The sequence below is a fragment of the uncultured Parasphingorhabdus sp. genome (assembly GCF_963975735.1).
GTDB lineage: Bacteria > Pseudomonadota > Alphaproteobacteria > Sphingomonadales > Sphingomonadaceae > Parasphingorhabdus.
Map to the genome: position 1 here is coordinate 1 of NZ_CAXBIA010000002.1, position 26994 is coordinate 26994.

General features: G+C 55.0%; 31 protein-coding genes, 1 tRNA gene and 3 pseudogenes. 23 read left to right on the plus strand and 12 right to left on the minus strand.

Annotation, left to right across the window (positions count from 1 at the left end; translation table 11 throughout):
• Positions 1 to 43: 43 nt before the first annotated feature.
• A pseudogene (locus tag AACZ86_RS03540) lies at positions 44 to 816 on the minus strand (IS256 family transposase); the annotation flags it as partial.
• 57 nt (positions 817 to 873) lie between these two features.
• On the opposite strand from AACZ86_RS03540, the pseudogene AACZ86_RS03545 reads away from it, so the two are divergent.
• Both AACZ86_RS03545 and AACZ86_RS03550 read left to right on the plus strand, forming a co-directional pair.
• Positions 874 to 1188: pseudogene (locus AACZ86_RS03545) on the plus strand (toprim domain-containing protein); the annotation flags it as partial.
• A 322-nt stretch (positions 1189 to 1510) separates the two neighbouring features.
• On the plus strand, positions 1511 to 4240 hold the full coding sequence (locus AACZ86_RS03550) for a TonB-dependent receptor (protein WP_100092250.1): 2730 nt from the start codon (positions 1511 to 1513) through the stop codon (positions 4238 to 4240).
• An 87-nt stretch (positions 4241 to 4327) separates the two neighbouring features.
• Here AACZ86_RS03550 and AACZ86_RS03555 read toward each other — a convergent pair.
• Together AACZ86_RS03555 and AACZ86_RS03560 are read right to left on the minus strand one after the other, a co-directional pair.
• Positions 4328 to 4953: pseudogene (locus tag AACZ86_RS03555) on the minus strand (transposase); the annotation flags it as partial.
• A gap of 61 nt (positions 4954 to 5014) precedes the next feature.
• Positions 5015 to 5287, minus strand: coding sequence for a hypothetical protein (locus AACZ86_RS03560; protein ID WP_335647967.1), 273 nt, complete (start codon positions 5285 to 5287; stop codon positions 5015 to 5017).
• A 232-nt stretch (positions 5288 to 5519) separates the two neighbouring features.
• Between AACZ86_RS03560 and tnpA the strand changes: the two genes are divergently transcribed.
• The 6 genes from tnpA (at position 5520) to AACZ86_RS03590 (ending at position 8503) form a co-directional block, all read left to right on the plus strand.
• Positions 5520 to 5945 carry an IS200/IS605 family transposase gene (gene tnpA, locus AACZ86_RS03565; RefSeq protein WP_339689394.1) on the plus strand — a complete coding sequence of 142 codons (426 nt, stop codon included), beginning with the start codon at positions 5520 to 5522 and terminating at the stop codon, positions 5943 to 5945.
• Between the two features lie 95 nt (positions 5946 to 6040).
• Entirely contained in the window at positions 6041 to 6514 is a 474-nt protein-coding gene (locus AACZ86_RS03570) for a MarR family transcriptional regulator (protein WP_240616806.1), read from the plus strand.
• A 501-nt stretch (positions 6515 to 7015) separates the two neighbouring features.
• Positions 7016 to 7339 (plus strand): hypothetical protein, encoded by a 324-nt coding sequence (locus tag AACZ86_RS03575; RefSeq protein ID WP_339690278.1) that lies wholly within the window; start codon positions 7016 to 7018, stop codon positions 7337 to 7339.
• Positions 7279 to 7530: a fumarylacetoacetate hydrolase family protein gene (locus tag AACZ86_RS03580; RefSeq protein ID WP_339689398.1), complete on the plus strand. Its 252-nt coding sequence runs from the start codon at positions 7279 to 7281 to the stop codon at positions 7528 to 7530. The genes AACZ86_RS03575 and AACZ86_RS03580 overlap by 61 nt, the downstream gene beginning before the upstream one ends.
• Positions 7531 to 7565: 35 nt before the next feature.
• A complete protein-coding gene (locus tag AACZ86_RS03585) occupies positions 7566 to 7868 on the plus strand; it encodes a hypothetical protein (protein WP_339689400.1) in 303 nt (100 codons plus the stop codon).
• Positions 7869 to 8317: 449 nt separating this feature from the next.
• Complete coding sequence (locus tag AACZ86_RS03590) at positions 8318 to 8503, plus strand: hypothetical protein (RefSeq protein WP_100092225.1); 186 nt, start codon at positions 8318 to 8320, stop codon at positions 8501 to 8503.
• Between the two features lie 495 nt (positions 8504 to 8998).
• Here the strand turns inward: AACZ86_RS03590 and AACZ86_RS03595 are convergent.
• A tRNA-Pro gene (locus AACZ86_RS03595) sits at positions 8999 to 9075 on the minus strand.
• Between the two features lie 202 nt (positions 9076 to 9277).
• On the opposite strand from AACZ86_RS03595, the gene yajC reads away from it, so the two are divergent.
• Genes yajC through AACZ86_RS03615 form a run of 4 tightly spaced genes read left to right on the plus strand, consistent with a single transcriptional unit; the run spans position 9278 to position 12606 of the window.
• Positions 9278 to 9610 carry a preprotein translocase subunit YajC gene (gene yajC, locus AACZ86_RS03600; RefSeq protein ID WP_339689404.1) on the plus strand — a complete coding sequence of 111 codons (333 nt, stop codon included), beginning with the start codon at positions 9278 to 9280 and terminating at the stop codon, positions 9608 to 9610.
• Between the two features lie 27 nt (positions 9611 to 9637).
• Positions 9638 to 11242: a protein translocase subunit SecD gene (gene secD, locus AACZ86_RS03605; protein WP_339689406.1), complete on the plus strand. Its 1605-nt coding sequence runs from the start codon at positions 9638 to 9640 to the stop codon at positions 11240 to 11242.
• Positions 11239 to 12222 carry a protein translocase subunit SecF gene (gene secF, locus AACZ86_RS03610; protein WP_339689408.1) on the plus strand — a complete coding sequence of 328 codons (984 nt, stop codon included), beginning with the start codon at positions 11239 to 11241 and terminating at the stop codon, positions 12220 to 12222. The genes secD and secF overlap by 4 nt, the downstream gene beginning before the upstream one ends.
• A 3-nt stretch (positions 12223 to 12225) precedes the next feature.
• The gene (locus tag AACZ86_RS03615) at positions 12226 to 12606 is read left to right on the plus strand and encodes an MTH938/NDUFAF3 family protein (protein ID WP_339689409.1); all 381 of its coding nucleotides are present in this window, start codon (positions 12226 to 12228) and stop codon (positions 12604 to 12606) included.
• Here AACZ86_RS03615 and AACZ86_RS03620 read toward each other — a convergent pair.
• Entirely contained in the window at positions 12603 to 13781 is a 1179-nt protein-coding gene (locus AACZ86_RS03620; RefSeq protein ID WP_339689410.1) for a glycosyltransferase, read from the minus strand. The genes AACZ86_RS03615 and AACZ86_RS03620 overlap by 4 nt on opposite strands.
• Before the next feature lie 24 nt (positions 13782 to 13805).
• Positions 13806 to 14369: a helix-turn-helix transcriptional regulator gene (locus AACZ86_RS03625; protein ID WP_339689411.1), complete on the minus strand. Its 564-nt coding sequence runs from the start codon at positions 14367 to 14369 to the stop codon at positions 13806 to 13808.
• A gap of 92 nt (positions 14370 to 14461) precedes the next feature.
• On the opposite strand from AACZ86_RS03625, the gene AACZ86_RS03630 reads away from it, so the two are divergent.
• Positions 14462 to 14977, plus strand: coding sequence for a DUF6456 domain-containing protein (locus AACZ86_RS03630; protein WP_339689412.1), 516 nt, complete (start codon positions 14462 to 14464; stop codon positions 14975 to 14977).
• Here the strand turns inward: AACZ86_RS03630 and AACZ86_RS03635 are convergent, their stop codons facing one another.
• Positions 14978 to 16792 carry an ABC-F family ATP-binding cassette domain-containing protein gene (locus AACZ86_RS03635; protein WP_339689414.1) on the minus strand — a complete coding sequence of 605 codons (1815 nt, stop codon included), beginning with the start codon at positions 16790 to 16792 and terminating at the stop codon, positions 14978 to 14980. It lies immediately after the preceding gene.
• 128 nt (positions 16793 to 16920) lie between these two features.
• Here AACZ86_RS03635 and AACZ86_RS03640 point away from each other — a divergent pair, with 128 nt between their 5' ends.
• The 5 genes from AACZ86_RS03640 (at position 16921) to AACZ86_RS03660 (ending at position 21095) form a co-directional block, all read left to right on the plus strand.
• Positions 16921 to 17778 carry an aminotransferase class IV gene (locus AACZ86_RS03640; RefSeq protein ID WP_339689416.1) on the plus strand — a complete coding sequence of 286 codons (858 nt, stop codon included), beginning with the start codon at positions 16921 to 16923 and terminating at the stop codon, positions 17776 to 17778.
• Between the two features lie 16 nt (positions 17779 to 17794).
• Positions 17795 to 18508, plus strand: coding sequence for an SIMPL domain-containing protein (locus tag AACZ86_RS03645; RefSeq protein ID WP_339689417.1), 714 nt, complete (start codon positions 17795 to 17797; stop codon positions 18506 to 18508).
• 81 nt (positions 18509 to 18589) lie between these two features.
• Positions 18590 to 18898, plus strand: coding sequence for a PepSY domain-containing protein (locus tag AACZ86_RS03650; RefSeq protein WP_339689418.1), 309 nt, complete (start codon positions 18590 to 18592; stop codon positions 18896 to 18898).
• A gap of 116 nt (positions 18899 to 19014) precedes the next feature.
• A complete protein-coding gene (locus tag AACZ86_RS03655; RefSeq protein ID WP_339689419.1) occupies positions 19015 to 19680 on the plus strand; it encodes a response regulator transcription factor in 666 nt (221 codons plus the stop codon).
• 95 nt (positions 19681 to 19775) lie between these two features.
• Positions 19776 to 21095, plus strand: coding sequence for a HAMP domain-containing sensor histidine kinase (locus tag AACZ86_RS03660; RefSeq protein WP_339689420.1), 1320 nt, complete (start codon positions 19776 to 19778; stop codon positions 21093 to 21095).
• Here the strand turns inward: AACZ86_RS03660 and AACZ86_RS03665 are convergent.
• Positions 21092 to 21376: a chorismate mutase gene (locus AACZ86_RS03665; protein ID WP_339689421.1), complete on the minus strand. Its 285-nt coding sequence runs from the start codon at positions 21374 to 21376 to the stop codon at positions 21092 to 21094. The genes AACZ86_RS03660 and AACZ86_RS03665 overlap by 4 nt on opposite strands.
• A gap of 116 nt (positions 21377 to 21492) precedes the next feature.
• On the opposite strand from AACZ86_RS03665, the gene AACZ86_RS03670 reads away from it, so the two are divergent.
• Together AACZ86_RS03670 and AACZ86_RS03675 are read left to right on the plus strand one after the other, a co-directional pair.
• Positions 21493 to 22506, plus strand: coding sequence for a polyprenyl synthetase family protein (locus AACZ86_RS03670; protein ID WP_339689422.1), 1014 nt, complete (start codon positions 21493 to 21495; stop codon positions 22504 to 22506).
• Positions 22507 to 22530: 24 nt separating this feature from the next.
• Positions 22531 to 22809 (plus strand): ETC complex I subunit, encoded by a 279-nt coding sequence (locus AACZ86_RS03675; RefSeq protein WP_339689423.1) that lies wholly within the window; start codon positions 22531 to 22533, stop codon positions 22807 to 22809.
• Between the two features lie 27 nt (positions 22810 to 22836).
• On the opposite strand, the gene AACZ86_RS03680 is transcribed toward AACZ86_RS03675, so the two are convergent.
• Genes AACZ86_RS03680 through AACZ86_RS03695 form a run of 4 tightly spaced genes read right to left on the minus strand, consistent with a single transcriptional unit; the run spans position 22837 to position 25437 of the window.
• Complete coding sequence (locus AACZ86_RS03680) at positions 22837 to 23328, minus strand: NUDIX hydrolase (protein ID WP_339690229.1); 492 nt, start codon at positions 23326 to 23328, stop codon at positions 22837 to 22839.
• Between the two features lie 29 nt (positions 23329 to 23357).
• Positions 23358 to 24035 carry a hypothetical protein gene (locus AACZ86_RS03685; RefSeq protein ID WP_339689424.1) on the minus strand — a complete coding sequence of 226 codons (678 nt, stop codon included), beginning with the start codon at positions 24033 to 24035 and terminating at the stop codon, positions 23358 to 23360.
• Positions 24035 to 24823 (minus strand): TPM domain-containing protein, encoded by a 789-nt coding sequence (locus tag AACZ86_RS03690; protein WP_339690232.1) that lies wholly within the window; start codon positions 24821 to 24823, stop codon positions 24035 to 24037. The genes AACZ86_RS03685 and AACZ86_RS03690 overlap by 1 nt, the downstream gene beginning before the upstream one ends.
• Positions 24824 to 24846: 23 nt before the next feature.
• Complete coding sequence (locus AACZ86_RS03695; RefSeq protein WP_339689425.1) at positions 24847 to 25437, minus strand: LemA family protein; 591 nt, start codon at positions 25435 to 25437, stop codon at positions 24847 to 24849.
• 144 nt (positions 25438 to 25581) lie between these two features.
• Between AACZ86_RS03695 and mscL the strand changes: the two genes are divergently transcribed.
• From mscL to AACZ86_RS03710, 3 genes are all read left to right on the plus strand, one after another.
• A complete protein-coding gene (gene mscL, locus AACZ86_RS03700) occupies positions 25582 to 26007 on the plus strand; it encodes a large conductance mechanosensitive channel protein MscL (protein ID WP_339689426.1) in 426 nt (141 codons plus the stop codon).
• Positions 26008 to 26280: 273 nt separating this feature from the next.
• Positions 26281 to 26511: a hypothetical protein gene (locus tag AACZ86_RS03705; protein ID WP_339689427.1), complete on the plus strand. Its 231-nt coding sequence runs from the start codon at positions 26281 to 26283 to the stop codon at positions 26509 to 26511.
• A gap of 170 nt (positions 26512 to 26681) precedes the next feature.
• Complete coding sequence (locus tag AACZ86_RS03710) at positions 26682 to 26948, plus strand: hypothetical protein (protein WP_339689428.1); 267 nt, start codon at positions 26682 to 26684, stop codon at positions 26946 to 26948.
• The last annotated feature ends 46 nt before the right edge of the window (positions 26949 to 26994 follow it).

Sequence of the window (26994 nt, forward strand, 5' to 3'; positions counted from 1 at the left end):
CATCCCGCCGCTACCGTGGCCGACTTTTGCACCGCCGTTCTCACTGCACGACGGCTTCGGGAAATACCGCCGTTATCGCATCGGGAAAGCCCTTGAGACCATCAACGACTGCCAGCATGATATCCTCGGTGCCCCGGTTTTTAAGCTCGTTCATAACGCGCAACCAGAATTTGGCACCTTCATTTTGTTCAATCCACAGGCCGAGAACCTCTTTGCGGCCATCAGCGCGGACGCCAAGCGCGATATGAATAGCTTTGCTGCGAACCATGCCTTCATCGCGGATCTTGACGCGAATGGCGTCGAAAAACACCAGTGGATAGGCCGGATCAAGCGGCCGCTGCTGCCAGGCAGTAACTTCTTCCAGCGCTGCGCGTCTTCCCGTGCCCCCGGCACGGCGCGATGCTCGCCGTCGGTGACAGTCGAGATCAGGTCAGGCGATACGTCGATGCCGTACAGGGCGCGCAGATGCCCGGTGATCTCTCGTGTGCTCATCCCGCGCGCATTCATTGAGATAATCTTCTCATCAAAACCAGGGAACCGGCGCTGGTATTTAGCAATCAACTGCGGATCAAAGCTGCCCTCGCGGTCGCGCGGCACCTCGATCTCGATTTTGCTGCTATCGGTGATGACGCGCTTGCGGCCATAGCCATTGCGGCTGTTGCCTACCTGTTCATCGCCACCCAGATGATGATCCATCTCGGCATTCAACGCCCGTTCGGCGAGCGCCTTCTTCAACGAATCCAGCAACCCTCCCTGATCCAGCGCAGAAGCTGCATCCGATCATGCCAATAGTTGATCCAGTAACTCTGCCGGGATCGTCGGCTCTTTGCGTCGTCACATAGTGGGACTCCTTTTACCCATTATGCCCCACCGCGGCTGTTTCCCGGAAAATTCCATGTGCTTGGCGGGCGGTTGTCAGCACTGGACGGCGTGCGGCCCGAAGACATTGCGATCGACAAGCTGATCAAGCGCGTCGAGCAGGGCGGGATTGACGAAGTCGTTCTGGCGATGAATGCCACTTTGGAGGGTCAGACGACGGCCCATTATATCGCCGAGCGATTGGAAAATTATCCCGTGAGACTCAGTCAGCTGTCGCACGGGATACCGGTGGGCGGTGAGCTGGACTATCTCGATGAGGGGACTCTGGCGCAGGCGTTGCGCTCTCGACGGCCGATAAATAGTGATTGACCCGGTTTCGGTCCAAGCAGTGTTTGGGACGGCCAAAAATTTGCCTGGAAACCATCCAAAATGCGGGGAGATCAGGCCGCGCCAGCTATGACGCTACGTCATCCTGCTCTTATTAATTATTCTCTGTTTCCAGAAGATGCGGGCCATTGGATGTTGGAAGCAAATCGGCTGCTCATTTGTTGCGCCAAAAGTGCCGCATAGGCTGACAATAAAGCCACAGTTTGCAGAAAACGGTGCATTGATGCGAGATTTGGCTATCAAATGTGACGGGCTAGGCTATACATTAATGAGGATAAAAAATAAATTTTCAGGAGAGCATGTTATGAAATTAGCGTTGAATCTATCTGCGTGCGCATTTGCACTTGCAGCAATCACCACCGCCCCCGTTTATGCACAGACGCAATCGGATGCCGCCGACCAAGTTGACGGAAGTGATGAGGGTGCCGTCGATAATAATGTGATCGTGGTGACCGCACAGGGCCGGTCGCAAGCTTTGTCCGATGTTCCTATTGCTGTTTCGGCCATTAACGCGGAACAATTGCAGAAGAGTGGGGCAACCGACATTCGTGAGCTCAACCAGCTTGCGCCTTCATTGCTTGTGTCATCGACCGGAAACGAAGCCAATGGCTCTGCCCGTATTCGCGGTATCGGTACCGTGGGTGACAACCCCGGACTGGAAAGCTCCGTGGCCGTGTTCATCGATGGTGTCTATCGTTCGCGTAGTGGTAATGCGCTCAGCGAACTTGGCCCGATTGATCGGATCGAAGTTCTGCGGGGTCCGCAAGGAACATTGGGTGGCCGCAACTCTTCTGCCGGTATGATCAGCATTACCACTGCCGCCCCTGAATTTACATTCTCAGGACATGCCGCAGCATCCTACGGCAATTACAACCAGATACGTCTGGAAGGGGGCATTAATGGCCCGTTGAGCGATACGATTGCTGCGCGCGTCGACGGCGTTTATTTGAAGCGCGACGGCTTTTACAATGATGTTGTAAACGGAACCGACGTCAATAACAAAGACCGGTTTCTTGTGCGTGGCCAGCTGTTGTTTGAGCCAAAGGATGGACTGACGGTCCGGGTGATTGGTGACTATTCAAAGAAAGACGAATCCTGCTGTGCAGCGACGTTCGTCCAGCCTGAATTTGCGCAGCGGGCAAGAGTAAGCCCGGGACTTGATCCTTTCGCTCTTCCACAGCCTGGTGCGCCCGCTCTTACCGACACGGCGAATCCGATCATACCGGTGCTGTTGGCGCTCGGTCAAAACAGCAACGCGCTTACGCAAAGTACGTTCAACCGGGATATCTATGTCACACCCGGTCGTTCATATGCCGGTGAAACCGAGGATTTTGGCGCTTCGGTTGAACTCAATGCCGAACTGGGTGAGATGAACTTCACGTCGATCACCGGATATCGTGAATATTCCAACTTTCAGGGTAGTGATACCGATTACACACAGGTAGATATCCTTTATCGCGAGCCGAATGAAAATGCCGGTGCTCGTGAGTTTAAAACCTTTACGCAAGAACTGCGACTGCAGGGTTCGGCGTTCGACGACAAGCTGGATTGGTTGGTCGGCGGTTTTTACGCCAACGAAAAGCTTGAGGTACGAGATAATCTGCGCTTTGGTTCGCAATATGGTGCCTTCGCACCATGCCGTGTCGTCAATGCCGTTAACCCGGCCCTTGCATCTCCAACCAGCACAGGCTGTCTAAGCGCTGGCGGCAGGGCTGCATTGCAAGCCGCAAATGGAGGTGCTGGCGCATTCGGTGCAGCGACACCGTTGATTTTTGCCGGTCTGGACAATCTGGCTCAGATCAATGACAAGGGAACGGTGCTCGACACATATAATCAGAAAAGCGAAAATTTTGCTTTTTTCACCCACAATATCTTCCACGTTACCGACAAGCTCGATCTGACTTTGGGACTGCGCTATACCAATGAAACCAAGGATTTTAACGCAGCCTTCACCAACGACAATACGATGTGTCCGATCCAGCGGGCATTGTTCACTCCCTTACTTAGCGGAGGACTTGGTGCATTGGCAGGCGGTCTGATCGGTCTGTCCTGTCAGGGCAACTCAACCTCTGAACTGGATGGCGTATCGCTGGCCGATAGCCGGAGCGAGAGCGAATTTACCGGCACAGCCATTTTGTCCTACAAGCCAACCGACGACCTGCTGATTTATGGTAGCTACTCGCGCGGTTATAAAGCTGGTGGTTTCAACCTGGACCGGTCTGCGCTGACCAGTTCAACTTTGGGCAATCCGGCAGTGACGGGCAGCACCGCCAATCTCCAGTTTGACCAGGAAACGGTAGATGCATTTGAAATCGGTGCAAAATATTCGACCCGTGAATTTTCGCTGAGCGTGGCGGCATTCCGTCAGCAGTTTGACAATTTCCAGCTGAATACGTTCAATGGCTCCGCTTATGTGGTTCAGAATGTAAACGCGTGTAGCGATGATCTCGGTGGTGCGGATCGCGATGCCAGCGGCGCAACGGGCAATTGTACCCCGGATAACGTCAAATATGGCGTTGTCGCGCAGGGTGTCGAACTGGAAGCGTCGATCAACCCGATCAGAGACGTGAATATCTCGATGGGCCTGATTTATACCGATACCAGCTATGAAAATAATCTGGTTGGCCGTGATACTGGCTCTCCACTCGATCCGGCTTTGCGCCTGCTGCCAGGCGACAATCTGTCCAACGCGCCTGAAATCACTGCTACGGCGTCATTGTCCTATACCCCGCCAATCGGAAATAGCGGGCTGACCGGTCTATTCTATGTGAACGCTCGTACGACCAGCGACTATAACACCGGTTCGGATTTGCTGTATGGCAAGGAACAGGACGGGTTCACGCTGGTGAATGCGCGTATCGGTATCCGTGGTCCGGATGATCTATGGGCGATCGAAGGCTGGGCACAAAATGTCTTCAATGTTGGTTATTCGCAGGTTGCGTTCAACACGCCATTTGTCGCATCGCAGCAGACCTATTCGGCTTTCCTTGCGGAACCAAGAACCTATGGCATCACATTGCGTGGCCAGTTCTAACACTACTTTGGCAGATTTGTGAGCGAGCGATGAGAGATGCAGTGTCCGCACTGTGGACACGTCAGATCAGGAGGTTTGGCGAGGCGTTCAATGATGGCCTGCCTGATCGTCGGCAGGCTCGGCTGTGGTGGCGACCCGGCGATTCTTTTTTCCCCCTTGGCCTGCTTGAGGAGGCGGGATTGCAGGAAGGCCAAGGCAATCATCGACATCAGCGCATGTCGGTGAAGCCCCTTCCATGATCGGCCTTCGAAGTGATCGAGGCCGAGCTCTTCCTTGAGTTGCTGATGTCCCTGTTCGCAGACCCAACGGGCCTTGATGGCTCCGGCAAGCGGCTTGATCGGCGTGTCGGAGGACAGGTTGGGGAGGTAGTATTTGCGCTCGCCGGTTGAGCGATGTTCGCCGACCAGCCACACTTCCTCGCCGGGCAGATGTTGCGCGCCACTGTTCCGGATGCGTTGAGGCGGGCCATCGGCAACTCGCACGCGAACGGCGGCGAAGCGTGCCGAGAGCAGCCCCTTGGTTCCGCGCCGCCAACTGACCTTGCGCCACTTTGCTACCTCCAACATCGCCTTCGCCGATACGGATGTAGCGTCGGGAATGTGCCGCTTGCGGGGGCGACCACGCCCGGCGACGGGAAAAATCATCGCCACGTCGGCGGGATAGACTTTCTGCTTGTACGGGATGCCGACGGCCCATGTGAGGCCGCGTGCACTTGCCCAACATTGATACGTATTGAGGGGCCACACCCACGTAAGCGTGGCGAGGACCTTCCAATTACCCACAAGTCTTACGGATGGCGTTGGCACCGATTTTGATGTCCATGAGGCGGGTCCATCCTCGCCAGATCACAATGTTACCTGGAGGCGGGTCATGGGCGCGAGCGAGATAGCCGCCGAGCCGCGCGATTTCGTACAGGTAATCGGATATGGTTATGAGCCTGGGCACCTTCTTTCTGGAAGCCACAAGATGATCGATCAGGACGATTTTGTCATCGGTCAGCGCGAGCCTGGGTGATGCGGAAGGCGCGGCGCGATTGATCATGGTCATCCAGAAGATGCGCCAAGACAGGATGCAGAATATTGCGATCAGATTGACAAGTCGTTCGGCAGTCCGGAGCCGTGCATCCTCAGCCCGACAGCCGGATTTTAGTGTCTCACCTTTGGAGTAAACCCACCAGCTTATAGCTGGTAGCAGGCTTCAGCCGTTTTGGTTTGCCCCGCACTATCCTCCAGAAAATGACCGGCTCGCAGGCGAAGTCATTTTCTGGAGGATAGTGCTTATGCCATATTCACGCGGATGCCACACCGCTTTTCATCACCGTTATCACATAGTCTGGGCACCAAAATACCGCTTCAAGGTGCTGCATGGGGAGGTTCGCCTGCGGGTGCGAGAGGTCATCCGGCAGGTTTGCAGCGAACTGGGTGTGAAGATCATTCATGGCGCTCTGTCGCGTGATCATGTCCATATGTTTGTAGAGATCCCGCCTCACATTGCGGTCAGCGACTTCGTGCGCCGGGCAAAAGGGCGATCATCGCGCAAGATACAGCAGGAGTTCGAGCATATTCGCAAACGCTACTGGGGCCAGCGCTTCTGGCAACGAGGCTATTTCTCGACCACCTCAGGCAATATCACCGACGACGTGATCCTCAATTATCTCGACAAGCATACTAACCCAAACAAAGCTGGCTTCAGCCCCAACCCGTGAACCTACATGGAGTAATCGCGGGAGCGTGTCGCCTTGACGGCATTTATGCAGTAAAGGGCTTTATATTATATTGAATTTATGATATGGTCACTATCATGACAACCGAAACAGCTACAATGAGCGCAAACGCGCAAGACGGCTTCCTGAATGAGACCGATGAGTTTGCGTTTTTGCTGGAGGAAGTACCGCGAGTCCTGCGCAAGTCATTTGATGAATCGATTGCCCAGTTCGGCTTGTCCCGCACCCAGTGGAGAACATTGGCCTATCTGATCAAGACCGAGGGAATGACGCAAACCGAGCTGGCAGTTTGCCTAGAACTGGAACGAGCTACGATCGGATTGACGATTGATCATCTTGAAAAACTGGAATTTGTCGAACGTCGGTCCGCAGAAGATGACCGGCGTGTCTGGCGGATATTCCTGCGTCCAAAGGCAATCGACATTATTCCGGAACTTCGGAAAGAAGCCAACGCCGTTTATCAGAAGATGTTCAAAGGCATTTCCAAAGCAGACTTGACCATCATACGAACCGCGATGGAAAAAATGGTTGGGAATCTAAGGGTGTGCTGAACACGTCAGATCCCAAAATCTAACTGGTTCTGATCCTTCTCTCCCATAGGATCAGCTGGAGCGAGTGGCTGGGGCCACTCGCTCCCTTTTTTGGTATAAGCCAGTTATTGGCGTTGCTAGCGATCGACTCCTGCCGGAGCATAAATCAGGCAGTCATCCGCGGCTAGAAGTTGCTTAACGGGATGTACGACGTGGATAGAGTAGATATCCTCATCCTTATATACAGCGGATATGATCTACACTGCGCCATGTAGCCGTTGGACGGCATAGCGCCCGAGACTACCGAGAATCTCCCAGCGCGGATTGTGTTTGCTTGTAAGAATACCGAAGAGGTGGTCGACCGACCGACAAGAGGGCGGGTTGTGTTGAAAAACTCGGTCTTGTCAGCATTGTAGAGATGCGATTCAGCATTCCTGTAGAGGCGGGAGATGCTGCGATGATGGGCGAGCGGACGGTGATGCAGGAGGCGCTGTTTTTCGGGTCGATGGTCCGGCAACCAATTTGCTCGCTGTTTTCGGTGACTGGCAAGTGGTTCAGCCGAGCGTTGCCAAAGCACTTGATCGCCTTTTTTCGGGGGAAGGTGAAGAGTTTGCGACCACCGACTGTGCTGCGCTGATGCCGCGCAGCTGGCAATGGCTCGACGGCTCTGCCTTTTCAACTCATGGAGACCTTATGCAAGTCGCGTTTGGTCTGGATCCAATCAATACCGACAAACCGCTCATGTATCAGGGTGTTCGGATCGGTTTTTCGGCCCGACCGAAGATGTGTCGTTGCCGACTATCGAACATGGTATTGATTTTGAAGGCGAGTTCGGTGTTATTGTAGATCATGTTCCAATGGGAACATGCGCTACGGACGCAACGAAACACATCAGACTAATCGTCAAAATCAACGACTGCTCTTTGCGCGCGATTGCTCCGATAGAAATGGCAACCGGCTTTGGTTGGGTGCAGGCAAAACCGGCCTGTTCGATGGTGCCCTTTGCGGTGACACCCGATGAACTGGGTGAAGTCTAGAAAGATGGCGTGTTTGACACGACTTATAAATTGACTTGTACGGTGAACGTTTTGGTGCAGCCATGGATTTTGGTTTCCAGGGACTGGTTGCTCATGCTGCATTGACGCGCGATCTGGTAGCGGCAACGATTATTGAGTCGGGTACCGTTTCCGATTCAAACTATACAGAAGTCGGATCAAGCTGTATTTCAGAGGTTCGTGCGATCGAGGTGATCCGCGACAAGGGCCTAGCCACAACGCCGTTCCTGTCTTTTGGTGACCCTATTCGCATCGAAGGGCGCGGAATTGACGGCTCATCCCCATGTGGTGTGATCGACCAGCAGGTCGTTCAAGCCTGACGTGCGACTGCCACTTTCTGAAAATAGTATAGGAAAGCCTGATTTGTCATGCCAAGATCGCTCAATTGAAATTGTTTTCAATTGAACCTATTTGGTTGATCTTTTTGACCATGTTCTAGAATGAGCGTGAAATCCATAGGGTGCGATGAGAACAAAAAGAGAGTATCCGCACTTACATTGCACTTACAGCGGTGATATAAGAATTCAGCATTTTGAAAAAATGGCTGAAAACTGGCCGGGACGAGAGGATTCGAACCTCCGATCCCCCCCAGCATCGACTGCTCAGGATAACGCGATCATCTTTAGCCAGGATTGTTCAATCAGTGTTTATTTTTGTCAGAAAAAAAGATTACCATGACACATCTTATTCGTCTGCCCTCTGGTGTTGTTTCGCTGAACACCTAAAGCTCTTGTTCGCATCGCAATTTGAATCGTGATACAACGCAACTATGACCAAGCCAGATCCAGCAACATTGAAAATTGTGGCGGCGCTAATTCGAACCCGCATGGACCGCCTTTCCGGCGATCAGCGACTTGATGGTCTAGAGCGCCTTGGAGCATATCGTGAGTTCAATCAATTGGCGAAAGATCTTGACGCGACCGCAGTCGAGTTTACTCGCGACGAGAAATGGTAGCAGGCGCCGCTACCGGAAATCGTTTTTACATTTATCACTGTTTTGGGTTGGATGGTTCGTTGGTTTAGCAATCAACGCTGTTGTATTCCCTACCTTTGAAAGAACTGGTCCATCATCAGTTCTTCGAATATTGGAATTTCTTCCATTTGCTACCCAAAATGCTACCCAAGTTGCAAATATTGCAACTTCGAATATCATTCTGTCAGAAAATCGTTTATCTTCAACGTATTATGGTGAGCCCTGCTGGGTTCGAACCAGCGACCTACTGATTAAAAGTTAGTATTTGCGGCAAGTGTCCGGATGGTGATGTTTGGCACTATTCCAATTCAGGCGATCTCATATTTGAAGAACCTATCTGGTTGGCGCAAATATTCCTCCGATGATGATCCCCGGGATGATGGTGATGCTTTGGAGAACAAAAACAGAAAATCTGCACTTACATTGCACTTACAGCAGTGATATAAGAATTCAGCATTTTAAAAAATGGCTGAAAACTGGTCGGGACGAGAGGATTCGAACCTCCGACCCCCACACCCCCAGTGTGATGCGCTACCAGGCTGCGCTACGTCCCGACCGAGGCTGCGCATATATGGAGGTCGATGGGGCTTGGCAAGTCGTTTGCGTCCGGATTCCAATCCTTTCGCGAATACGGATTTCATTGCACGCTCGGCAAGTGCGTGATAGGCGCGCGGATCATTTGAATTGGCTGTTCGGGGGCTTGAAATATCAGCCGGGCCAGCACACATCACAATTTACAATTATCGGGACGGATTCATGACAAGTATTTCTATATTATCTGCAGCAGCTGGCGCTGGCGGTGCCGGAAGTTTTCTGATGTCGATCATGCCGCTGGTGCTGATCTTTGCGGTTTTCTATTTTCTGCTGATCCGTCCGCAGCAAAAGAAGATGAAAGAACATCAGGGCAAGATCGGTGCGGTCAAGAAAAATGACGAAGTCGTGACCGGCGGCGGACTTGTCGGCAAGGCCGTCAAGGTTGACGACGAATTTGTCGAAATCGAGATCGCCAGCGGCGTCCGCGTCAAAGCGGTCAAGGCCACTTTGTCGGATGTCATGCCACGCGGTGGTGCCAAACCTGCGAACGATTGAACGCGGTGATATAGAAAGTTAGTTTCAATGCTCGATTTCCCGCGCTGGAAAGTCATTTCCATTTCCCTGCTGCTGGCTTTTGGCGTGATGATGTCACTGCCCAGTCTGCTTGGCGCGAACGGCCAGAAATACTGGCCAAGCTTTTTGCCGAACGAAACAATCAATCTGGGGCTCGATCTTCAGGGCGGTAGCCATATCCTGCTCGAGGCAGATCCGGCTGACGTCGCGACGACCCGTCTAGAGACAATGGAAGAATCGGTGCGGGCGGAAATGCGCCGCGCCAATCCGCGGATCGGCATTGGTGATATTTCCCGCAAAAACGGCGTGTTGAGCTTCATGGTTCGCGACAGCACGCAGGTTGATGCCGCGCGCGAGGCAATCCTTCCGTTGACCAGCGGCGCCGGCCTGACCGGTCAGCGCGACTGGGATATTGAAGTGCGCGATGATACGCGCTTTGTCCTGACCCCGACCGCTGCGGGTCTGGAAAATGCCGTCGAAAATGCAATGGAAACGGCAACCGACGTGATCCGCCGCCGGATCGATGAAATGGGTACGCGCGAACCGACGATCATCCGCCAGGGCGATAACCGGATTGTCGTACAGGTACCGGGACTCGACGACCCCGAGGCGCTGAAAGCCTTGCTCGGACAGACCGCAAAGCTGGAATTCAAGCTGGTCGATTTTGAAGCCGATCCCAATGCCGTGGCCGCAGGACGGGCACCGGTCGGCAGCCAGATTTTCCCCTATCCTGACAATCCGACCGGATTACCGAATATCGCGGTTAAACGTCTCGGCGGTATCAGCGGCGACAAGCTGACCGACGCCGGGCAGGGCTTTGACCAGCAAACCAATGCTGCGGTCGTCAATATTACCTTTGATAGCGAAGGCGGTTCGAAATTTGCCCGTCTGACCCAGAATAATGTCGGACGGCCCTTCGCGATCATTCTTGATGGCAAAGTGCTTTCCGCACCTAATATCAACGAACCGATCCTTGGTGGATCGGCCCAGATATCCGGTAATTTCACGGTCGAAGGTGCCAACCAGCTGGCGATTGCGCTGAGATCCGGTGCACTGCCGGTCGAGCTGAAGATTGTTGAAGAACGCACCGTCGGTCCCGACCTGGGCAAGGATTCGATCGACAAGGGCATGATTGCCGCGATTATCGCGACGGTCGCGGTGCTGACCTTCATGGTTGTGACTTATGGACGCTTTGGCGTGTATGCCAATATCGCGCTGGCGCTGAACCTGTTCATCATTGTCGGTGTCATGGCGATGTTCAACGCGACGCTGACATTGCCGGGGATCGCGGGGTTCGTTTTGACCGTCGGATCGGCGGTTGATGCCAATGTGCTGATCAACGAGCGAATACGCGAAGAGCGCAGGCGAGGGCGACGGGTGATCCAGGCGATCGAAGTCGGCTACAAGGAAGCCTCGCGCGCCATTCTTGATGCCAATGTCACCAATGTCATTGCCGGCGTGTTGCTCTTCATGTTCGGCTCCGGACCGGTCAAAGGTTTCGCGGTTGTTCTGATGATCGGTATCGTTTCTTCCGTATTTACCGCCGTCGTCGTCACCCGGATGCTTGTGGTGCTCTGGGTAAGACGAGCCCGTCCGCAGGAGTTGGTGATATGAGATTACTCAAACTTGTCCCGGACGACACCAATATCGGCTTCCTGAAATGGCGCAATATCGCCATGGCGTTCAGCATATTGACGATCATAGCGTCGATCGGTCTGGTCGCTGCCAAGGGTCTTAATTTCGGCGTCGATTTTATCGGTGGCCAGATGATCCAGGCGACATTTACCGAGACCGAAACCGCGCCGATTCCCGAATTGCGTGACCGTATCGGCGCACTCGGCTACGGCGATGCAACGATCCAGCGCTTTGGTGACGATAACGAGGTGTCGATCCGGATGCGGTTGCCGGCCGATGCAGAATCGCGCCCCGAAGCGGCCAATGAAATGACCGAAAAGATCGTATCGACATTAAAGGCTGACCATCCCGATGTCCGTATCGATGGCGTGGAGTCGGTCTCCGGAAAAGTGTCGTCTGAACTTTTCGAAACCGGTGCCTATTCACTTCTGTTCGCGATGATTGCAATCTCCATCTATATCTGGATACGCTTCGAGTGGCAGTTCGGTATCGGCGCGCTGTTTGCGCTGTTCCACGATGTCGCACTGACATTCGGCCTGTTCGCGCTCACGCAGATGGAGTTCAATCTCAACACCGTCGCGGCTTTGCTGACTATTATCGGTTATTCGCTCAACGACACTATCGTCGTGTTTGACCGGGTTCGCGAGAATCTGAAAAAATATCGCAAGATGGATATCATCGCCTTGCTCGACCTCTCGGTAAACGAGACGCTGGCGCGGACGGTGATGACCAGCCTGACCATGCTGATCGCACTTGGTGGCTTGATCATATGGGGCCCCGATGTGATTTTCGGTTTCTCCGTAGCGATGTTCTTCGGCGTCTTTGTCGGCACCTACAGTTCGGTCTATATGGCCGCGCCGATCCTGATCTGGCTGAAAGTCGGCACCGACACATTTGTGCCGGCGGAGTCAGGCAATGACAAGGCAGAGAGAATGGACGGACCGGAGCAGATTGGCTGACCATTGGTAGAGCTGCGCAAAGACGTCGAGTTTACCGGACCGGTCATCACCGGCTTTACGGTTGAGGGTTTCAAAATCGGGGACCAAAGGTTCGAGCAAGGCCTTTTGATTTCACCCGAACAGGCCGTGGGCTGGGCTGGCTCGGGGCTAGGCCAGCTGAATCTTTCGGAGATATTGTCTGGTCTGAATCTGACTCCCAAACCGGAATTCCTGCTGCTGGGCAGCGGCCCGTCAATGCTGCAACCGCCGGCCGCCTTCCGGCGGGAAGTGGAAGCGGCAGGGATGGGACTGGAAGTCATGGACAGCCGGGCTGCGGCGCGGACCTGGGGGGTGTTGCGGGCCGAAGAACGCTGGATAATCGGCGCGTTTCTTCCGCTGGCCTAGCTCTTTCCGGCGGCCCGACGCAATATTGCCTGCAACTGGTCACCGTTGCTTTTCCAGCTGAACTTGCTGACCGATGATCGCACCAGCTCCTGCGCTGGCGATTCGGCCAGGATCGACTTGGCGGCCTCGACAATCGCTTCTTCCGCCTGATCGACGACCCTTCCGGCAGACGCACTGGTCACCAGTTCCCGCGCACCGCCTGCTTCGCTGATGATCACCGGCGTGCCGCAGGCAAGCGCCTCGACCCAGGCATTGGCCAGCCCTTCGGACTTGGATACGAGAATCGCGATATCGGCCGCCGCCGTCAGATGCGGCAGTTGATCATGCGGCACGCTACCAAGGAAGCGGACGCGGTCGGCAACGCCCAATTGCTTGGCGAGCGCACGGTAAGCTTGCTCTTGCTCCCCTTGACCGGCGAGCATCAGCGTGGCGTCGGGAAGCTGCGTCAGGGCCCGGATAACCAGGTCCTGGTTCTTGCGCGCGATCAACGCCCCGGTGGTGATGAACAACGGCCCTCTGACGCCCAGTGCTTGCTTTGCAGCCACTCGATCGACGGGCCGGAACTTGTCTTGGTCGAGCCCGGTATAATGAACCGATATTTTGGCTCCATCCATACCCAGTGCCGCCATGTCCTGTTTCAGCGCTTCGGAGACTGCCAGCAGGGCGCTCGCCTTCTGCGCCGCGTGCAATATCTGAAAGCGGCATTTCGGATCAACGCTCCAATGATGGATGTCAGCACCGCGCGCCTTTATCGTGAAGGGGATGTCGAGCGCTGTCGCCAGCCGCATCGCGGCAGGGCCGTCGGGATAGAAAAACTCGGCATCAATCACGTCGAACGGATGCTGCTCATGGAGCTTGCTTACCAACGGCAGTAATGCTTCGGCGATCCGCCTTGGATTACTGCCGCCACCGATCTTCGGGATTAACCTGAAGCGGGGCCGGTAAACATTGAGTCCGCGCCATTGTTCATGCTCGGGCAAAGCTTTTAGCGCCTGATATTGCCCAAGCTTGCTCAACGGCCAGGGCGGTATCCCGACCGGATTGATGACGGTTACCTCGGTTGCCGGACGTGCCGCCAGTTCTGCGGTTTGCCGCTCGACAAATATCCCGAAATTGGGAGCTGCCGCATTTGGGAACAATGTCGACAAGGTGAGGATGCGGAGCGGTCGGGTCATGGCAGGCTTCCTAGCACAGAGGCCCTAAAGCTCCCTTACCAGCCGGACCGCGACCCCGATCCATTCCGGATCGCTGACAATCTGTTGTCGTGCTCCGCTGCCCAAGGGGAGTATTTGCAGCTTGTTGTCCTGGCGTCCGATGAGCCGCCCAAACAGATAGCGGCCGGCGGGGCGAGGGACCAGCACATCTCGATTGAGCGCGCCGCTAAATTGATCTGCGGTACGCCTTGATAGCCAGACATCGTCCCCCGCGCGATAATCACCGACGCTGCTCTTGACCCGCAACGCGACCATCGCCGGTTCGATCGTGGGCTGATAGATATTTTCGGTCTTGCCCAGGGCGTGTGCCCCCTTGTGGTCCAGGATAGCTGCAACCGGCAGCTCTTCCTGATCCGGCAAGGAGAGGAGAGCTGTGCTGTCTACGCTCAGGGCATCGGCGATCCGGTTGAGCCAGCCGAGCGACAAGGTCCGCGTGCCGGTCTCCAGTCGCCCGATGGTTTGCGCGGTCGTCGGGGGTTTGCATCGTCCCGCTACTTCGTCCAGCGTCAATCCCTTGGCCTTGCGAACGTCCCTGATGCGGCTGATCATATCCATCTCCAAACCTATATGGTTTTATTCTTTCCTACAATATGGGTAAAATGGCAAGGGCATAAAATTACCAATTAGGAGAGGTCATACCAATGAAATCCACCAAAACACAGTCAGGCCTCCGTTTACTTGCAGAGCGTGCGCTTCCGCAGGACGGGGAAGAGCGGAACAGCCGCGAACCAAATCGGAAACGTGCGCGGAGCGTTACGGTCAATCTGGCGGAATCGCCATTGGGCTGGCTTCATGCCAGAGGCCATTTGTCCGACCGGCAATTTGATGCCGGCGAAAAACTACGGGCCGACTGGGAAAGAGCCAATCTGGCACCGCGCGTCACGATGCGCTGGGATGCAGCGCCAGTCACAGGCGGAAAACGCGGTGCGTCCGCGATGTTGAACGAGTCCGAAGTGCAACTGGCGGCCAAACTCCGCTTTGAAACTGCCATCGAATATTTGGGGAGTGACCTGTCAGATATCGCCTGGCGGATTATTTGCGGCGGGGAGGGGACGCCGGTTGCGGAAAAGAATCTCGGTTGGCCTGCGCGGTCCGGAAAACTGGTGTTGAAGATCGCACTGGACCGGCTGGCGAATTTCTACCGGTTGCCGGGCTGATCAGCTATTGGCCAGCTGCTCTACCTCTTCCGCCAGCTCCAGCCAGCGCATTTCGGCGGCATCTTTCTCGTCGATCAGCGCGCTATTCTCTTTGGTCAATTGCTCGAACTTCGCGAAATCCTGTACGTAGAGTTTGGGATCGGCGAGCGCCTGTTCAATTTCGGTCATCCGCTGGTCGATTGCTTCGATCCGGTCCGGCAACTGGTCATAATCGCGCTGGTCCTTGTAGCTCAGTTTCTTACTCGGGCTGCTCGAACGGGAGGCTGGTTTGCCGGAAGACGGGGCCGGTTTGGACGTGGTTTTCTGGTCCGAATCGTCCTGTTTGCGCTTGGCTTCCCATTCGGCATAGCCGCCAGCAATGACATCCACCTTGCCGCTGCCGTCCAGTCCCAAGGTGACGGTCACCGTGCGATCTAGAAAATCACGATCATGGCTGACCAGCAGCACAGTGCCTTCATAATCGGCGATTACTTCCTGCAAAAGATCGAGCGTTTCCAGATCGAGGTCGTTGGTCGGTTCGTCAAGCACCAGCAGATTCGACATGCGGGCAAATTCACGTGCCAGCAGAAGCCGCGACTGTTCACCGCCCGATAATGTTCCGACTCTCGCGTCGATCAGAGTGGGCGCGAAAAGAAAGTCCTTCAGATAGCCCTGAACATGCTTCTTGGTACCGCGCACATCGATCCAGTCGCTACCATCGGCCAGGATGTCGCGGACCCGTTTGTCCGGTGTCAGCAAGCTGCGTTGTTGATCGATGAAGACACCGTTCAATGTCTTGGCTAGTGCGACGCTGCCGGTGTCCGATTCCAGTTCGCCCGTCAGCATTTTCAGAAGCGTGGTCTTTCCCGCGCCATTGGCCCCGACGATGCCGATCCGGTCGCCGCGCTGGATACGTAGGGAGAAGTCGCGAATGATCACGCGTTTGGCATCACCTTCACCGAAAGATTTGGATATATTGGTAGCAGTGATAACCGATTTGGTTCGGCTGTCGTCGCTTTCCGCCTGCAGCTTGGCCGCGCCCGCTGGTCCGATCATCGCAGCGCGCTGGGCTCGCATTTCCCAGAGCTTCTCGAGCCTTCCCTGATTGCGCTTGCGGCGCGCCGTGACACCGCGCTCGAGCCAATGGGCTTCGAGTTTCAGCTTCGCGTCGAGCTTCTCCGCCGAACGGGTTTCGTCCGCATAGATTTTTTCCATCCAGGCATCATAGCCGCCAAAGCCGACTTCCAGCCGCCGGATAGCACCGCGATCGAGCCACAATGTCTGCTTGGTTAATCGGGTCAGAAACGTCCGGTCATGAGAGATGGTTATAAACGCGCCCTTGTAACGACCGAGCCATTCTTCCAGCCAGTCGATTGCACCAAGATCAAGGTGGTTGGTCGGTTCGTCAAGCAACAGCAGATCCGGCTCCGAGGCCAAAGCCCGGCAAATTGCAGCGCGTCGTTTCTCGCCGCCGCTCGCCTTGTCTGCGCGGATGGACAGGTCGGTCCCTAGCTGATCGGCAATGGCTTCGACTTCATGCAGAGCCGGTCCCATATTCCCGGACAGGGCAAAGTCGCGCAATGTCTCGAAGGGCGTCAGATCAGGTTCCTGCTCGAGCATCACTATATTGACGCCCGGCTGGATCACCCGTTTACCCTTATCCGCTTCAATCTCGTCGGTGATCAATCGCAGCAACGTTGTCTTGCCCGCGCCGTTACGCCCGATCAGCGCCAGCCGGTCACGCGGTCCGACGTGCAGGTCGAGATCGCGGAACAGCCATCCTTCGCCCTGATGGAGGGAGAGATTTTCGTACGAGAAAATGGGTGGTTGTGACATGGTTCCCGCGCGTTAGGGGCAAGCGGGCTTTCGCTCAAGCCTTCTCTTTTAAACAAAGGCCATTGACCTGCCGTGTTATATCGGATTGTTAGCAGCGAAATCGGCAATTTTGGTGACAGGTACGGGGTTTGCAAACAGTTTATCTGAACGGCGATTATGTTCCGAAAATATCCGCCAAAATCTCGATATTTGACCGAGGGCTGCTGTTTTCCGATGCGGTTTATGAAGTGATCTCGGTCATTGGCGGCGGCTTGATCGATATCGAGCGTCATATCGCCCGGCTGGAACGATCACTAGGCGAGTTGTCGATCAATGCTTTTGCCGATTGGGCAGCAATATCCCGAAATCTGGTTGCTGAAAATGACCTGCAGGAAGGCCTGATCTATTTGCAGGTCTCGCGCGGGGTGATGGACGAGCGGGAATATCGCTGGCCGGCGCCGGATACGGCTCCTACCATATTCGCCTTTGCCCAGAAACGGGCGCTGCTGGAAAACCCTCTGGCCAATCGCGGGATGCGGATCATTACCCGGCCCGATCTGCGCTGGCAAAGATGCGATATCAAGACGACGCAGCTACTCTATGCATCGCTGATGAAGATGGAGGCGGTGGCCGCAGGGGTCGATGATGTCTGGATGACGCAGGATGATATGGTCACCGAAGGGACTTCCCAGAATGCGCATATCATCAACCAGGACGGCGTCCTGATTTCGCATCAGCTTGACCGCCGTATCCTGCCCGGCGTCACCCGGATTGAAATGCTCGCACAGGCAAAATCTATGGAACTAACGGTCGAGGAACGCGCTTTCTCAATCGACGAAGCGAAAAGCGCGGCGGAAGCGTTTGTTACGTCGTCGACATTGCTGGTCATGCCGGTCGTCGAGATTGACGGTCACAAGATTGGCGATGGACAGCCGGGTGAACGAACAGGAAAAATCCGGCAAAACTATTTAGCTGCCGTTCAGAGAGCTTCGTCTAGAACGAATTGAATCAATGGAGATAAATATGAAATTTTCAATCTTGCTGGCGGGAGCGGCCTTGGTATTTACCCCGATGAATGTCGCGCAAGCTGCAAATGTCGAGATCGTCGCTCAAAATCCGGTCATAGAACTCAGCGTGTCAGAACAGGTTGATAGTGCACCGGACACCGCAATGTTCAGCACCGGTGTTGAAACCAAAGCGCCAACCGCAACGCAGGCCCTGCGCGACAATTCGGCGCAGGCGCGTGCAGTGATTGACCGTCTCAAATCTCTCGGCATTGCTGAAAAGGACATTCAGACCACGGGAATCAATCTGCGGGCGGACTATGACTATGACCAGGAAAGCCGTGAGAACCGCTTTGTCGGTTATGTCGTTTCCAACCAAGTTTCTGCAACGGTCAAAGATATTTCCAAGCTCGGCAAGATTCTCGATGCGATTGTCAGCAGCGGTGCCACCAATTTAAACGGCCCGTCTTTCTCGATCAGCGATGACAGCAAATTAAAGGACATCGCTCGGGAGCGGGCGCTTGCCAATGCAAAATCGCGGGCGATGAGCTACGCACGCGCCGAAGGATATTCCGGTGTCAGGGTGTTGTCTATCAGCGAGGGGATGTCACACCAGTCCGAGGCACCAATGATGCGGATGGAAGCTTCTGCGTCGAAATCTGCTCCGCCTATTGCTCCCGGGCAGGTGGGAACGGTCGTTTCGCTAAACATAACATATGAAATGACCCGTTGAAATGACCCGTTAATGGAACCGGCTCTAGCCTGAACCCGCCATTCACCTGATGTTAAAACCGCCGAGCCTAGGAAGGTGACGATGTTAAAGAAAACCACCTTTTTGTCCCTTCTCGTGCTCGGCGTGGCTGCGGCTGCGCCGCAAGTGGCTTCGTCCAAGGAACGCCGCAGCGAGCAGAACGAGGCACGCGCACAAATGATGGCCGGCAAGGTGAAGTCGATCCGCTCGATCGAGAACCAGATTTTGCCGAGAATGGCAGGTAGCGAATATATCGGGCCGGAGTTTGATCCGGGCGCCCAAGTCTACCGGCTGAAGTTCATTCGTGACGGGCGCGTCGTGTTCGTTGATGTCGATGGCCGGACCGGCGCGATTCTGCGTCAGACGCGCTGAGCAAGACTGGCTATTCCCAGATTTTCTGAATCCCGTATTTTCTAATATCATTGTGCGTTTTCGGGATGGTGATATAGGCTATCCCACAGAAACAGGCATTATTTCGGAGGACAAGCATGCGCGTCTTGATCGTTGAAGACGAACCCACGCTGGGGCAACAGCTGAAATCGACACTGGAGGCCAATGGCTATGCCATTGATCTGTCGACAGACGGCGAGGACGGCCATTTCATGGGTTCGACCGAAGACTATGACGCGGTGATCCTCGATCTGGGTCTGCCCGAGGTTGACGGCCTGACCGTGCTCGATCGCTGGCGCAAGGAAGAACGCAATTTCCCCGTGTTGGTTCTTACTGCCCGTGACAGCTGGTCGGACAAGGTCGCGGGACTGGATGCCGGTGCCGATGATTATCTGGCGAAGCCGTTCCAGACCGAAGAACTGATCGCCAGGCTCAGAGCGCTCATCCGCCGCGCCTCGGGCAATGCTTCGTCCGAACTTACTGCAGGCGCCGTACGGCTAGACACGCGGTCCGGAAAAGTGACTCTGGACGGCAGTCCTGTCAAGCTGACGGCGCAGGAATATAAGCTTCTGTCCTATCTTATGCACCACAAAGGCAAGGTCGTATCCCGTACCGAACTGATCGAGCATATTTACGATCAGGATTTTGATCGGGATTCGAACACGATTGAAGTCTTCGTCACCCGTATCCGCAAGAAACTGGGCGCGGAAGTTATTTCGACGATTCGGGGGCTTGGCTATAGTCTAGAGGATCCCGAAGCCTGAATGAACCAGCCCAGATAGATATTCCGGTCGATGAAAAGGCACCGTCAACCCATAATCGGCTAGGCACCCAGACCACTGGTTCCCTCGGGCGCCGGATGATCGGGATCGCTGCGGCATGGATTGTCATCCTGCTGTTCGGTGGCGGTTTCGCGCTGGACCGCGTGTTGAACGATGCGGTGACCCGCAATTTCGACAATCAGCTGGAATATGTGCTGACGGCGATGATCGCTTCGGCCGAAATCGGTCCCGATGGCGAAGTTTTTCTGAACCGGCCGCTGGGAGACCAGCGCTTCCTTGAGCCCAATAGCGGTCTTTATTGGCAGATCAGCGGCGATGGCCATGACGACTTTCCCTCCCGCTCCCTCTGGGATCGCACGCTCGAGTTTAACAATAGTCATGACGACCGTGAAACCCATATCTACGACAGCAGGCAATTTCCGGATGAGCCGCTGCGGATGCTCGAACGCACGATTATCCTGCCGGACTCCGAGACAAAATGGCTGTTCCAGGTGGCGCAAAGCCGCGATGGTCTGGACAGCCAGATCGCCAATATCCGCTCGATTCTGGTCAACAGTTTCCTGATTCTCGCGCTTGGATTGATCGGCATGGCGGCGCTGCAGACGCTCTACGGCCTGTGGCCGCTGCGCAAGATCCGCATTGCCATTGCGGCGATGCGAACCGGCCAACAGCGCCGGGTGGTAGAACCGATGCCGAACGAAGTCACGCCGATGGTCGATGAACTCAACGCTTTGCTCGACCATAATGAAAAACAGGCAGAGGAGGCGCGGCGGCACGCCGGTAATCTGGCCCACGCGCTGAAAACCCCGCTGACTGTGATCATGAACAGCGCGACGGCCAAAGCCGATGATCTGGCCGATACAGTGATCCGCGAAGCTGGCGTGATGCGGCGGCAGGTCGACCATCATCTGGCGCGCGCGCGAGCAGTGGGCAGGCGAGGCCATGCCCACAGTCGGGCCAAGGTCTGGCAAAGCCTGCAAGCCGTCGAACGCGCGGTCGGACGGCTCTACCCGCATGTCCGGATCGATATTGATGGCGACAAGGATGCGGTCGCATCGGTCGAGCGCCAGGATCTTGATGAAATGATCGGCAATCTCGTCGAGAATGCTGCCAAATATGGCGGCGGCAGCGTGTTTATCACCGTCGAAACCACCGATAAATTTGTCGAACTGCTGATCGAGGACGATGGGCGCGGGATTCCCGAGAAGGACCGCCAGCGCATATTCGATCGCGGTGCCCGGCTCGACAGCGGCAAGCCCGGCACAGGGCTGGGTCTGGCCATTGTCCGGGATGTTGCGGAAATTTATGACGGATCGGTATCGCTGGAAGAAAGCGAAGATCTCGGTGGGCTGCTGGTACGCTTGCGATTGCCGAAGAGCGAGATCGTCGAGATTTAGTCGGTTTCGCTGCGGATCCGTTCGTGATGGCGAATCACTTCATCAATGATGAAACGCAGGAATTTTTCCGAAAATTCGGGATCAAGATTGGCGTCGCTGGCCAGCTGTCGCAGCCTTGCAATTTGTTCCTGCTCTCTACTTGCATCCGCCGGTGGCAAATCATTCTTGGCTTTATATTCGCCGACCGCCTGGGTCACCTTGAACCGTTCGGCGAGCATGAACACCAGCGCCGCGTCGATATTGTTGATGCTTTCGCGGAATTGTTGCAGCTTTTCGTCCATGTTTCGTCGCCTGATTATCACCAGCTGCAGATTTCGCCCCACATGTGCGGAGCGCAACCGAACCGGTCCTGATTTCACTTGCCTTATCCCTAGTGACTTGCCACATCCGGTGCAACATGTCAGCAACGGTCCATCATCTCGGGCGGGACTCCGCACCATCGCTTGAACCCCTCATGTCACTGGTCGCCAGCGATATGAATCAGGTCAACAGCGTGATTCTAGATCGGATGCAGTCCGAAATACCCCTTATTCCGAAACTTGCCGGACATCTGATCGCCGGTGGCGGCAAACGCATGCGGCCCATGCTGACCCTCGCGGCGGCAAAGCTGATCGGGTATCCGGGTGACCGCCATTTCAAACTGGCGGCAGCGGTCGAGTTTATCCATACCGCCACGCTGCTTCATGATGATGTTGTCGATGGTTCCGACCTGCGGCGCGGTAAAGCTGCCGCAAATCTGATCTTTGGCAATCCTGCCACCGTATTGGTCGGCGATTTCCTGTTCAGCCGGGCTTTTGAACTGATGGTTGAAGACGGCTCGCTGAAGGTTCTCAAGATTCTTTCCAACGCCTCGGCGGTTATCGCCGAAGGCGAGGTCAATCAGCTGACCGCCCAGCGCAAGATTGATACCAGCGAAGATCGCTATCTCGATATCATCGGCGCAAAAACGGCCGCATTATTTGCCGCTGCCAGCCGGATATCTGCGGTTGTGGCCGAATGTGACGAAGAAGCCGAACTGGCGCTCGACAGCTATGGTCGCAATCTCGGCATTGCATTCCAGCTCGTCGATGACGCGATCGACTATAGTTCTGATCGCGAAACCATGGGCAAGGACGCTGGTGATGATTTCCGCGAAGGCAAGGTGACTTTGCCGGTCATATTGGCTTATGCGCGGGGCAGCGAAGAAGATCGCAAATTCTGGAAAGACGCGATCATCGGCCATAAATCTTCCGATGAGGATCTCGCTCGCGCGACCGGTCTGCTGCGCTCGACCGGCGCGATTGACGATACGATGTCGCGCGCACGCCATTATGGTCAGCGCGCAATTGATGCACTTGGCATATTTACCTCCGGAAAAGCCCGGGAAGCAATGACCGAAGCAGTTGAATTTGCCATTTCCCGCGCTTATTGAGCCGGTTCAGGACAGGAACGAAACATGGCCGCACGAATTTATCAAATCCCCAGAAACGCGATGCAGTCGGGCAGGGCGCTGACCGACAAATGGATGTTGGAATTTGAACCGGCAGAAGCGCGCAAACCTGATCCTTTGACTGGTTGGGCGGGGTCGGGCGATACCCAGCGGCAGGTAGAGTTGAGTTTTGATAGCTGCGACGCCGCCAAAGCCTATGCCGACAAACATGCGATAGATTATGTAGTGATTCCGACACCGCACAAGACTCTGAAAATTCAGGCTTACGCCGATAATTTTCGGTAGCCCGCGCATTGTCTCGCCCGGTTCTCCCTAAGAGAATGGGAAGAACAGCAAGAGTTTGACGTCGATCGCAAGGCCGGCTTGGCGTTTTGTTTCAATAAAATCATTCAGCGCGGTCAGCGCGACCCGGTGGACGGTGATATTCTCTCCGTCCACTCCACCGCCGTCGCTGACTTTGGTCAATCCGCTCGCCTTGAACAGCGAAAAGCTCTCCGACACCATACCCGGCGAGGAATAAAATTCGCCGCAATCCTGAATAGTTTCGGCGTGATAGCCGGTTTCTTCTTCCAGTTCGCGGATCGCCGCTATGGACCTGTCTTCATCTCTATTATCATCATGATCGCCAACCAGTCCGGCAGGAAGTTCGATACAGGATTTTCCCAGTGGTACGCGATATTGCTCGACGAGGAGGACATGGCCTTCGTCAATTGCTAATATCACGGCGGCGCGTATGCCGCGGCTGCGCGACACATATTCCCATTTGCCTTCGCGCTTGGCCGTGATGAACCGGCCTTCCCACATGATCTCGGTTTTCGCGCCGTTATCGGTGCTCAAAGTTCGATCAACCTGTCGGGCAGTTCATTCGGGTTCTGGTCGGTTTTGGGGAAATGTTCAGCCAGAACGATACCCATCTGGCGCACTGCTTCCGCCATGCCTTTGCCAGGCGTTCCGGCGCGTACCAGATCGATCATCGCTACCATCGCATCGCCCCAGACAGCCGGTTCCACCTTTGCGACAATGGCTTCGTCAGCCACAATTTCCGCGCGATGTTCGTGCATTGAAAGATATAGCAATATGCCGGTTCTACCGACCGTCCGGTGATCGGTCGAAACACGGAACAGGGATATCGCCCGTTTGCGTACACGCGCTTTTTTGATCGGAGCCGGGATCATGATGAACAGCAACGGCTTCCAGATCAGGATAAGGCGCGTACCGAGAAATTTCAGCGCGGTGAAAGCGAACAAAGCCCAATAGGGCAGGGCGGAAATTCCGCTCCAGCCGCCGGTGAACCAGTCGATAATATTCAAATAGATTTCCGGGAACAGGCTGACCACCAGCAATGCGGTAAGCGCGACCAGTCCTGATATAGCCCAGGCAACATCGCCATAATGATCGGATTCGCCGGTCACGATGGTCACTATTTCGCCATCAGTAGTTTTTTCGGCCAGCGAAACGGCGGACGTAACGATCTTGTGATCGTCGGGCGTAAACTGGTTCACTTTGCTCATCACCAGCCCCCCGACGCGCCGCCGCCGCCGAAGCTGCCGCCGCCTCCGCCAAAGCCGCCGCCACCGAAACCGCCGCCACTACTGCCGCCGCCGCCCCAGCTGGAACCACCGCCCCAGATGACGACCGGACCAGCGCCGTGACGATAGCGTTTGCCACCGCGGTTCGAGAACATCGGAATGATCACGAAGAAGATGAGAATGAAGATCCAGAAAATCGCCAGGCCGATATTCTCGCCATCGCCTTTATCTGCCTGCTGGCTGGCCTGCTGCGCCACCGCGCGCGCCTCTTCCTCCGGCAGAACCAGCTGGTTTGCTATCCGGTCCACCCCGGCAATAATGCCGCCCGCCATATTGTTGTTGCGGAACTGAGGCAGAATATCATTCTGGATTATCATGCTCGACAGTGCGTCGGTCATGATGCCTTCGAGGCCATAGCCCACTTCGACCCGCACCTTGCGTTCATTGGGTGCGACCAGCAGAACCAGACCATTGTCCTTTTCGGTCTCGCCTTCGCCATCCTGACCGATACCCCACGTCCGGCCCAGCTGATAGCCATAGTCGGCGATGTCGTAGCCTTCGAGACTGTTGACCGTGGCGACAACGAGCTGGCGATTGGACTGGGTTTCCAGTGCAGCCAGTTTTGCCGTGAGTTCAGCTTCCTGTGCAGGATCAAGCAGATCGGCCTGATCGACAACACGGCCGGTAAGTTCAGGAAAGCTTTGGGCAAAAGCCGGGCTGGTGATCGCCAGCAAGACGACCACCAAGCCAAAGACGCCCTTGAGCGGCAGAATGGACCGAAGTGCAATCACCCTTAAAAGCTGACTGCAGGTGCTTCGTCGGCGCCTTCACTTGTGGCTGCAAATGGTTCCATGGGTTCCGCTCCGTGGATGATCTTCGCGCCGATAATATCGGGGAAGGTGCGGATGGTTGTATTATATTCCCGAACCGCTTCGTTATAATCGCGGCGGGCAACATTGATCCGGTTTTCCGTGCCTTCGAGCTGGCTTTGCAGCGCTAGGAAATTCTGGTTGGATTTGAGATCGGGATAAGCTTCGACGGTTGCCATCAGGCGTCCCAGTCCTTGTGAAAGCGCGCCTTGTGCTGCGGCAAATTCCTGGACTTTCGCGGCATCGCCAAGATCATCGGCGCTGAGCTGAATGGAAGTCGCTTTCGCCCGGGCTTCAACCACGGCTGTCAGCGTGTCCTGTTCCTGGGTCGCGAAGCCTTTCACCGTTTCGACCAGATTCGGAATGAGGTCGGCGCGGCGTTGATAGGTGCTTTCGACATCGGCCCATTTGGCTTTTGCATTTTCTTCCGCTGTCGGCACGCTGTTGATTCCGCAGGCGCTTAGCGACAAGGCCACGGCCGGAACCACCAGAATTTTGATCAGTTTATTCAGCATGTTTGAAATCCCTCCATCCACGCGGCGATAGGCCGCACCACTTTGTAAAAATAGGTATCAACCGCCACTTTTGCAACGACTTCCCTCGACTATTTTGGATTTTTCATACATTTACACGTCTTTGGAAATTGGAAGGTAAGTCATATGTTAAACGAGTTTAAGGCCTTTATTATGAAGGGCAATGTGCTCGATCTGGCGGTCGCCGTCATTATCGGCGCGGCTTTTGCGACGATTACCACATCGTTGACCGAAGATGTCATCATGCCGATTGTCAGCGCCCTATTCGGCGTACCCGATTTCTCTGGCATGTTCATCCTGCTCGGCTCGCCATCTGCCGATTATGCCGGTGCGATGACCGACTATGCGGCATTGAAGGAAGCCGGCGTGCCGATGCTCGGCTGGGGCCAGTTCCTGACCGTGGTGATCAACTTCGTCATCCTGGCGTTCATCATCTTCATGATCGTCCGCTATGCCAACAAGATTATGAAGAAGGCAGAGGAGGAAGCGGCCGATCCGGGACCGAGTGAAATTGACCTGCTGACCGAAATCCGGGACGCCCTGAAAAAATAACAATTCAGGATCGCCGAGATCGCCCCTTTTGCCGCGTGGTTTGTGTGACGCAAAACATGCATCGCAAAAGGGGCGATATTTGTTTCTGAATCTTGCGGATTTTCAAGGTGCGTGCCATAAAAGCACAGCGAAATATGAATAATATTCTTTATCTTACAACAAGATAAATGATGACCTCATTTTTTGAGATACATTCGGATTTTTCGATCCTATAGGCTCGCTCGGCTGGATTGATTCTCAGCCGATTTGAACGACTATAGGGGACTAATTATTATGCGTAAATTCGCTGTTCTGGCTGCATCAGCAGCTGTATTCGCTTTGAGTGCCTGCAATGCTCCAGCTGAAGATGCTGTAGTAACCGACGAAGTTGCAACCGAAGAAGTTGCACCTGCTGAAGATGCTATGGTTGCTGAAGAAGTTGCTCCAGTTGCTGAAGAAGCAACCGCTGAAGCTGCTCCTGCCGACGCTGAAGCTGCACCTGCAGACGCAGCCGTTACCGAGTAAGCTTTACACTATCCGAAATTCCCTTGGGGGAACTAGAGGAGGGTCAACCGGGTAACTGGTTGGCCCTTTTTTTTGATTTTTTTTCGCATGTTCGGGAACCAATCTTTCCTGGGCAGGTTGAAGTCATCGAGGAGCCCATTTTTGCTCCTTCTAATTGACGAGGGATTATTATGCGTAAAATGATGATTTTGACCGCTTCTGCTGCTGCTCTGGCGCTGAGCGCCTGTGCACAGGAAGACACGAGCGGCGCGGAAACTGAAACTGAAATGCAGGCGCAGGAAGCCGAAATGGAAGCAGACCGTCTCGACGAAGCTGCTGACAACGCGGCAACCGATGCTTCTGAAGAATCGCTCGAAAACAAAGCGGAAGCTATGGAAGACAAGGCTGATGCCCTGGAAGACAAGGCCGATGCTGAAGAAGGCGTTCTCGCCCAGTAATTACGAATTCCCTTTGGGGAACTAGAGGAGGGTCAACCGGGAGACC

Coding starts and splice junctions, on each gene's coding strand:
- AACZ86_RS03655 (WP_339689419.1), top strand. CDS start 19,015: ATGCGCGTCTTGATCGTTGAAGACGAACCCACGCTGGGGCAACAGCTG.
- AACZ86_RS03670 (WP_339689422.1), top strand. CDS start 21,493: ATGTCAGCAACGGTCCATCATCTCGGGCGGGACTCCGCACCATCGCTT.
- AACZ86_RS03550 (WP_100092250.1), top strand. CDS start 1,511: ATGAAATTAGCGTTGAATCTATCTGCGTGCGCATTTGCACTTGCAGCA.
- secD (WP_339689406.1), top strand. CDS start 9,638: ATGCTCGATTTCCCGCGCTGGAAAGTCATTTCCATTTCCCTGCTGCTG.
- AACZ86_RS03705 (WP_339689427.1), top strand. CDS start 26,281: ATGCGTAAATTCGCTGTTCTGGCTGCATCAGCAGCTGTATTCGCTTTG.
- tnpA (WP_339689394.1), top strand. CDS start 5,520: ATGCCATATTCACGCGGATGCCACACCGCTTTTCATCACCGTTATCAC.
- AACZ86_RS03570 (WP_240616806.1), top strand. CDS start 6,041: ATGACAACCGAAACAGCTACAATGAGCGCAAACGCGCAAGACGGCTTC.
- AACZ86_RS03625 (WP_339689411.1), bottom strand. CDS start 14,369: ATGATCAGCCGCATCAGGGACGTTCGCAAGGCCAAGGGATTGACGCTG.
- AACZ86_RS03665 (WP_339689421.1), bottom strand. CDS start 21,376: ATGGACGAAAAGCTGCAACAATTCCGCGAAAGCATCAACAATATCGAC.
- AACZ86_RS03680 (WP_339690229.1), bottom strand. CDS start 23,328: ATGTGGGAAGGCCGGTTCATCACGGCCAAGCGCGAAGGCAAATGGGAA.
- AACZ86_RS03630 (WP_339689412.1), top strand. CDS start 14,462: ATGAAATCCACCAAAACACAGTCAGGCCTCCGTTTACTTGCAGAGCGT.
- AACZ86_RS03635 (WP_339689414.1), bottom strand. CDS start 16,792: ATGTCACAACCACCCATTTTCTCGTACGAAAATCTCTCCCTCCATCAG.
- AACZ86_RS03660 (WP_339689420.1), top strand. CDS start 19,776: ATGATCGGGATCGCTGCGGCATGGATTGTCATCCTGCTGTTCGGTGGC.
- AACZ86_RS03645 (WP_339689417.1), top strand. CDS start 17,795: ATGAAATTTTCAATCTTGCTGGCGGGAGCGGCCTTGGTATTTACCCCG.
- AACZ86_RS03620 (WP_339689410.1), bottom strand. CDS start 13,781: ATGACCCGACCGCTCCGCATCCTCACCTTGTCGACATTGTTCCCAAAT.
- AACZ86_RS03695 (WP_339689425.1), bottom strand. CDS start 25,437: ATGCTGAATAAACTGATCAAAATTCTGGTGGTTCCGGCCGTGGCCTTG.
- AACZ86_RS03710 (WP_339689428.1), top strand. CDS start 26,682: ATGCGTAAAATGATGATTTTGACCGCTTCTGCTGCTGCTCTGGCGCTG.
- AACZ86_RS03590 (WP_100092225.1), top strand. CDS start 8,318: ATGACCAAGCCAGATCCAGCAACATTGAAAATTGTGGCGGCGCTAATT.
- secF (WP_339689408.1), top strand. CDS start 11,239: ATGAGATTACTCAAACTTGTCCCGGACGACACCAATATCGGCTTCCTG.
- yajC (WP_339689404.1), top strand. CDS start 9,278: ATGACAAGTATTTCTATATTATCTGCAGCAGCTGGCGCTGGCGGTGCC.
- AACZ86_RS03685 (WP_339689424.1), bottom strand. CDS start 24,035: ATGAGCAAAGTGAACCAGTTTACGCCCGACGATCACAAGATCGTTACG.
- AACZ86_RS03650 (WP_339689418.1), top strand. CDS start 18,590: ATGTTAAAGAAAACCACCTTTTTGTCCCTTCTCGTGCTCGGCGTGGCT.
- mscL (WP_339689426.1), top strand. CDS start 25,582: ATGTTAAACGAGTTTAAGGCCTTTATTATGAAGGGCAATGTGCTCGAT.
- AACZ86_RS03675 (WP_339689423.1), top strand. CDS start 22,531: ATGGCCGCACGAATTTATCAAATCCCCAGAAACGCGATGCAGTCGGGC.
- AACZ86_RS03560 (WP_335647967.1), bottom strand. CDS start 5,287: ATGACCATGATCAATCGCGCCGCGCCTTCCGCATCACCCAGGCTCGCG.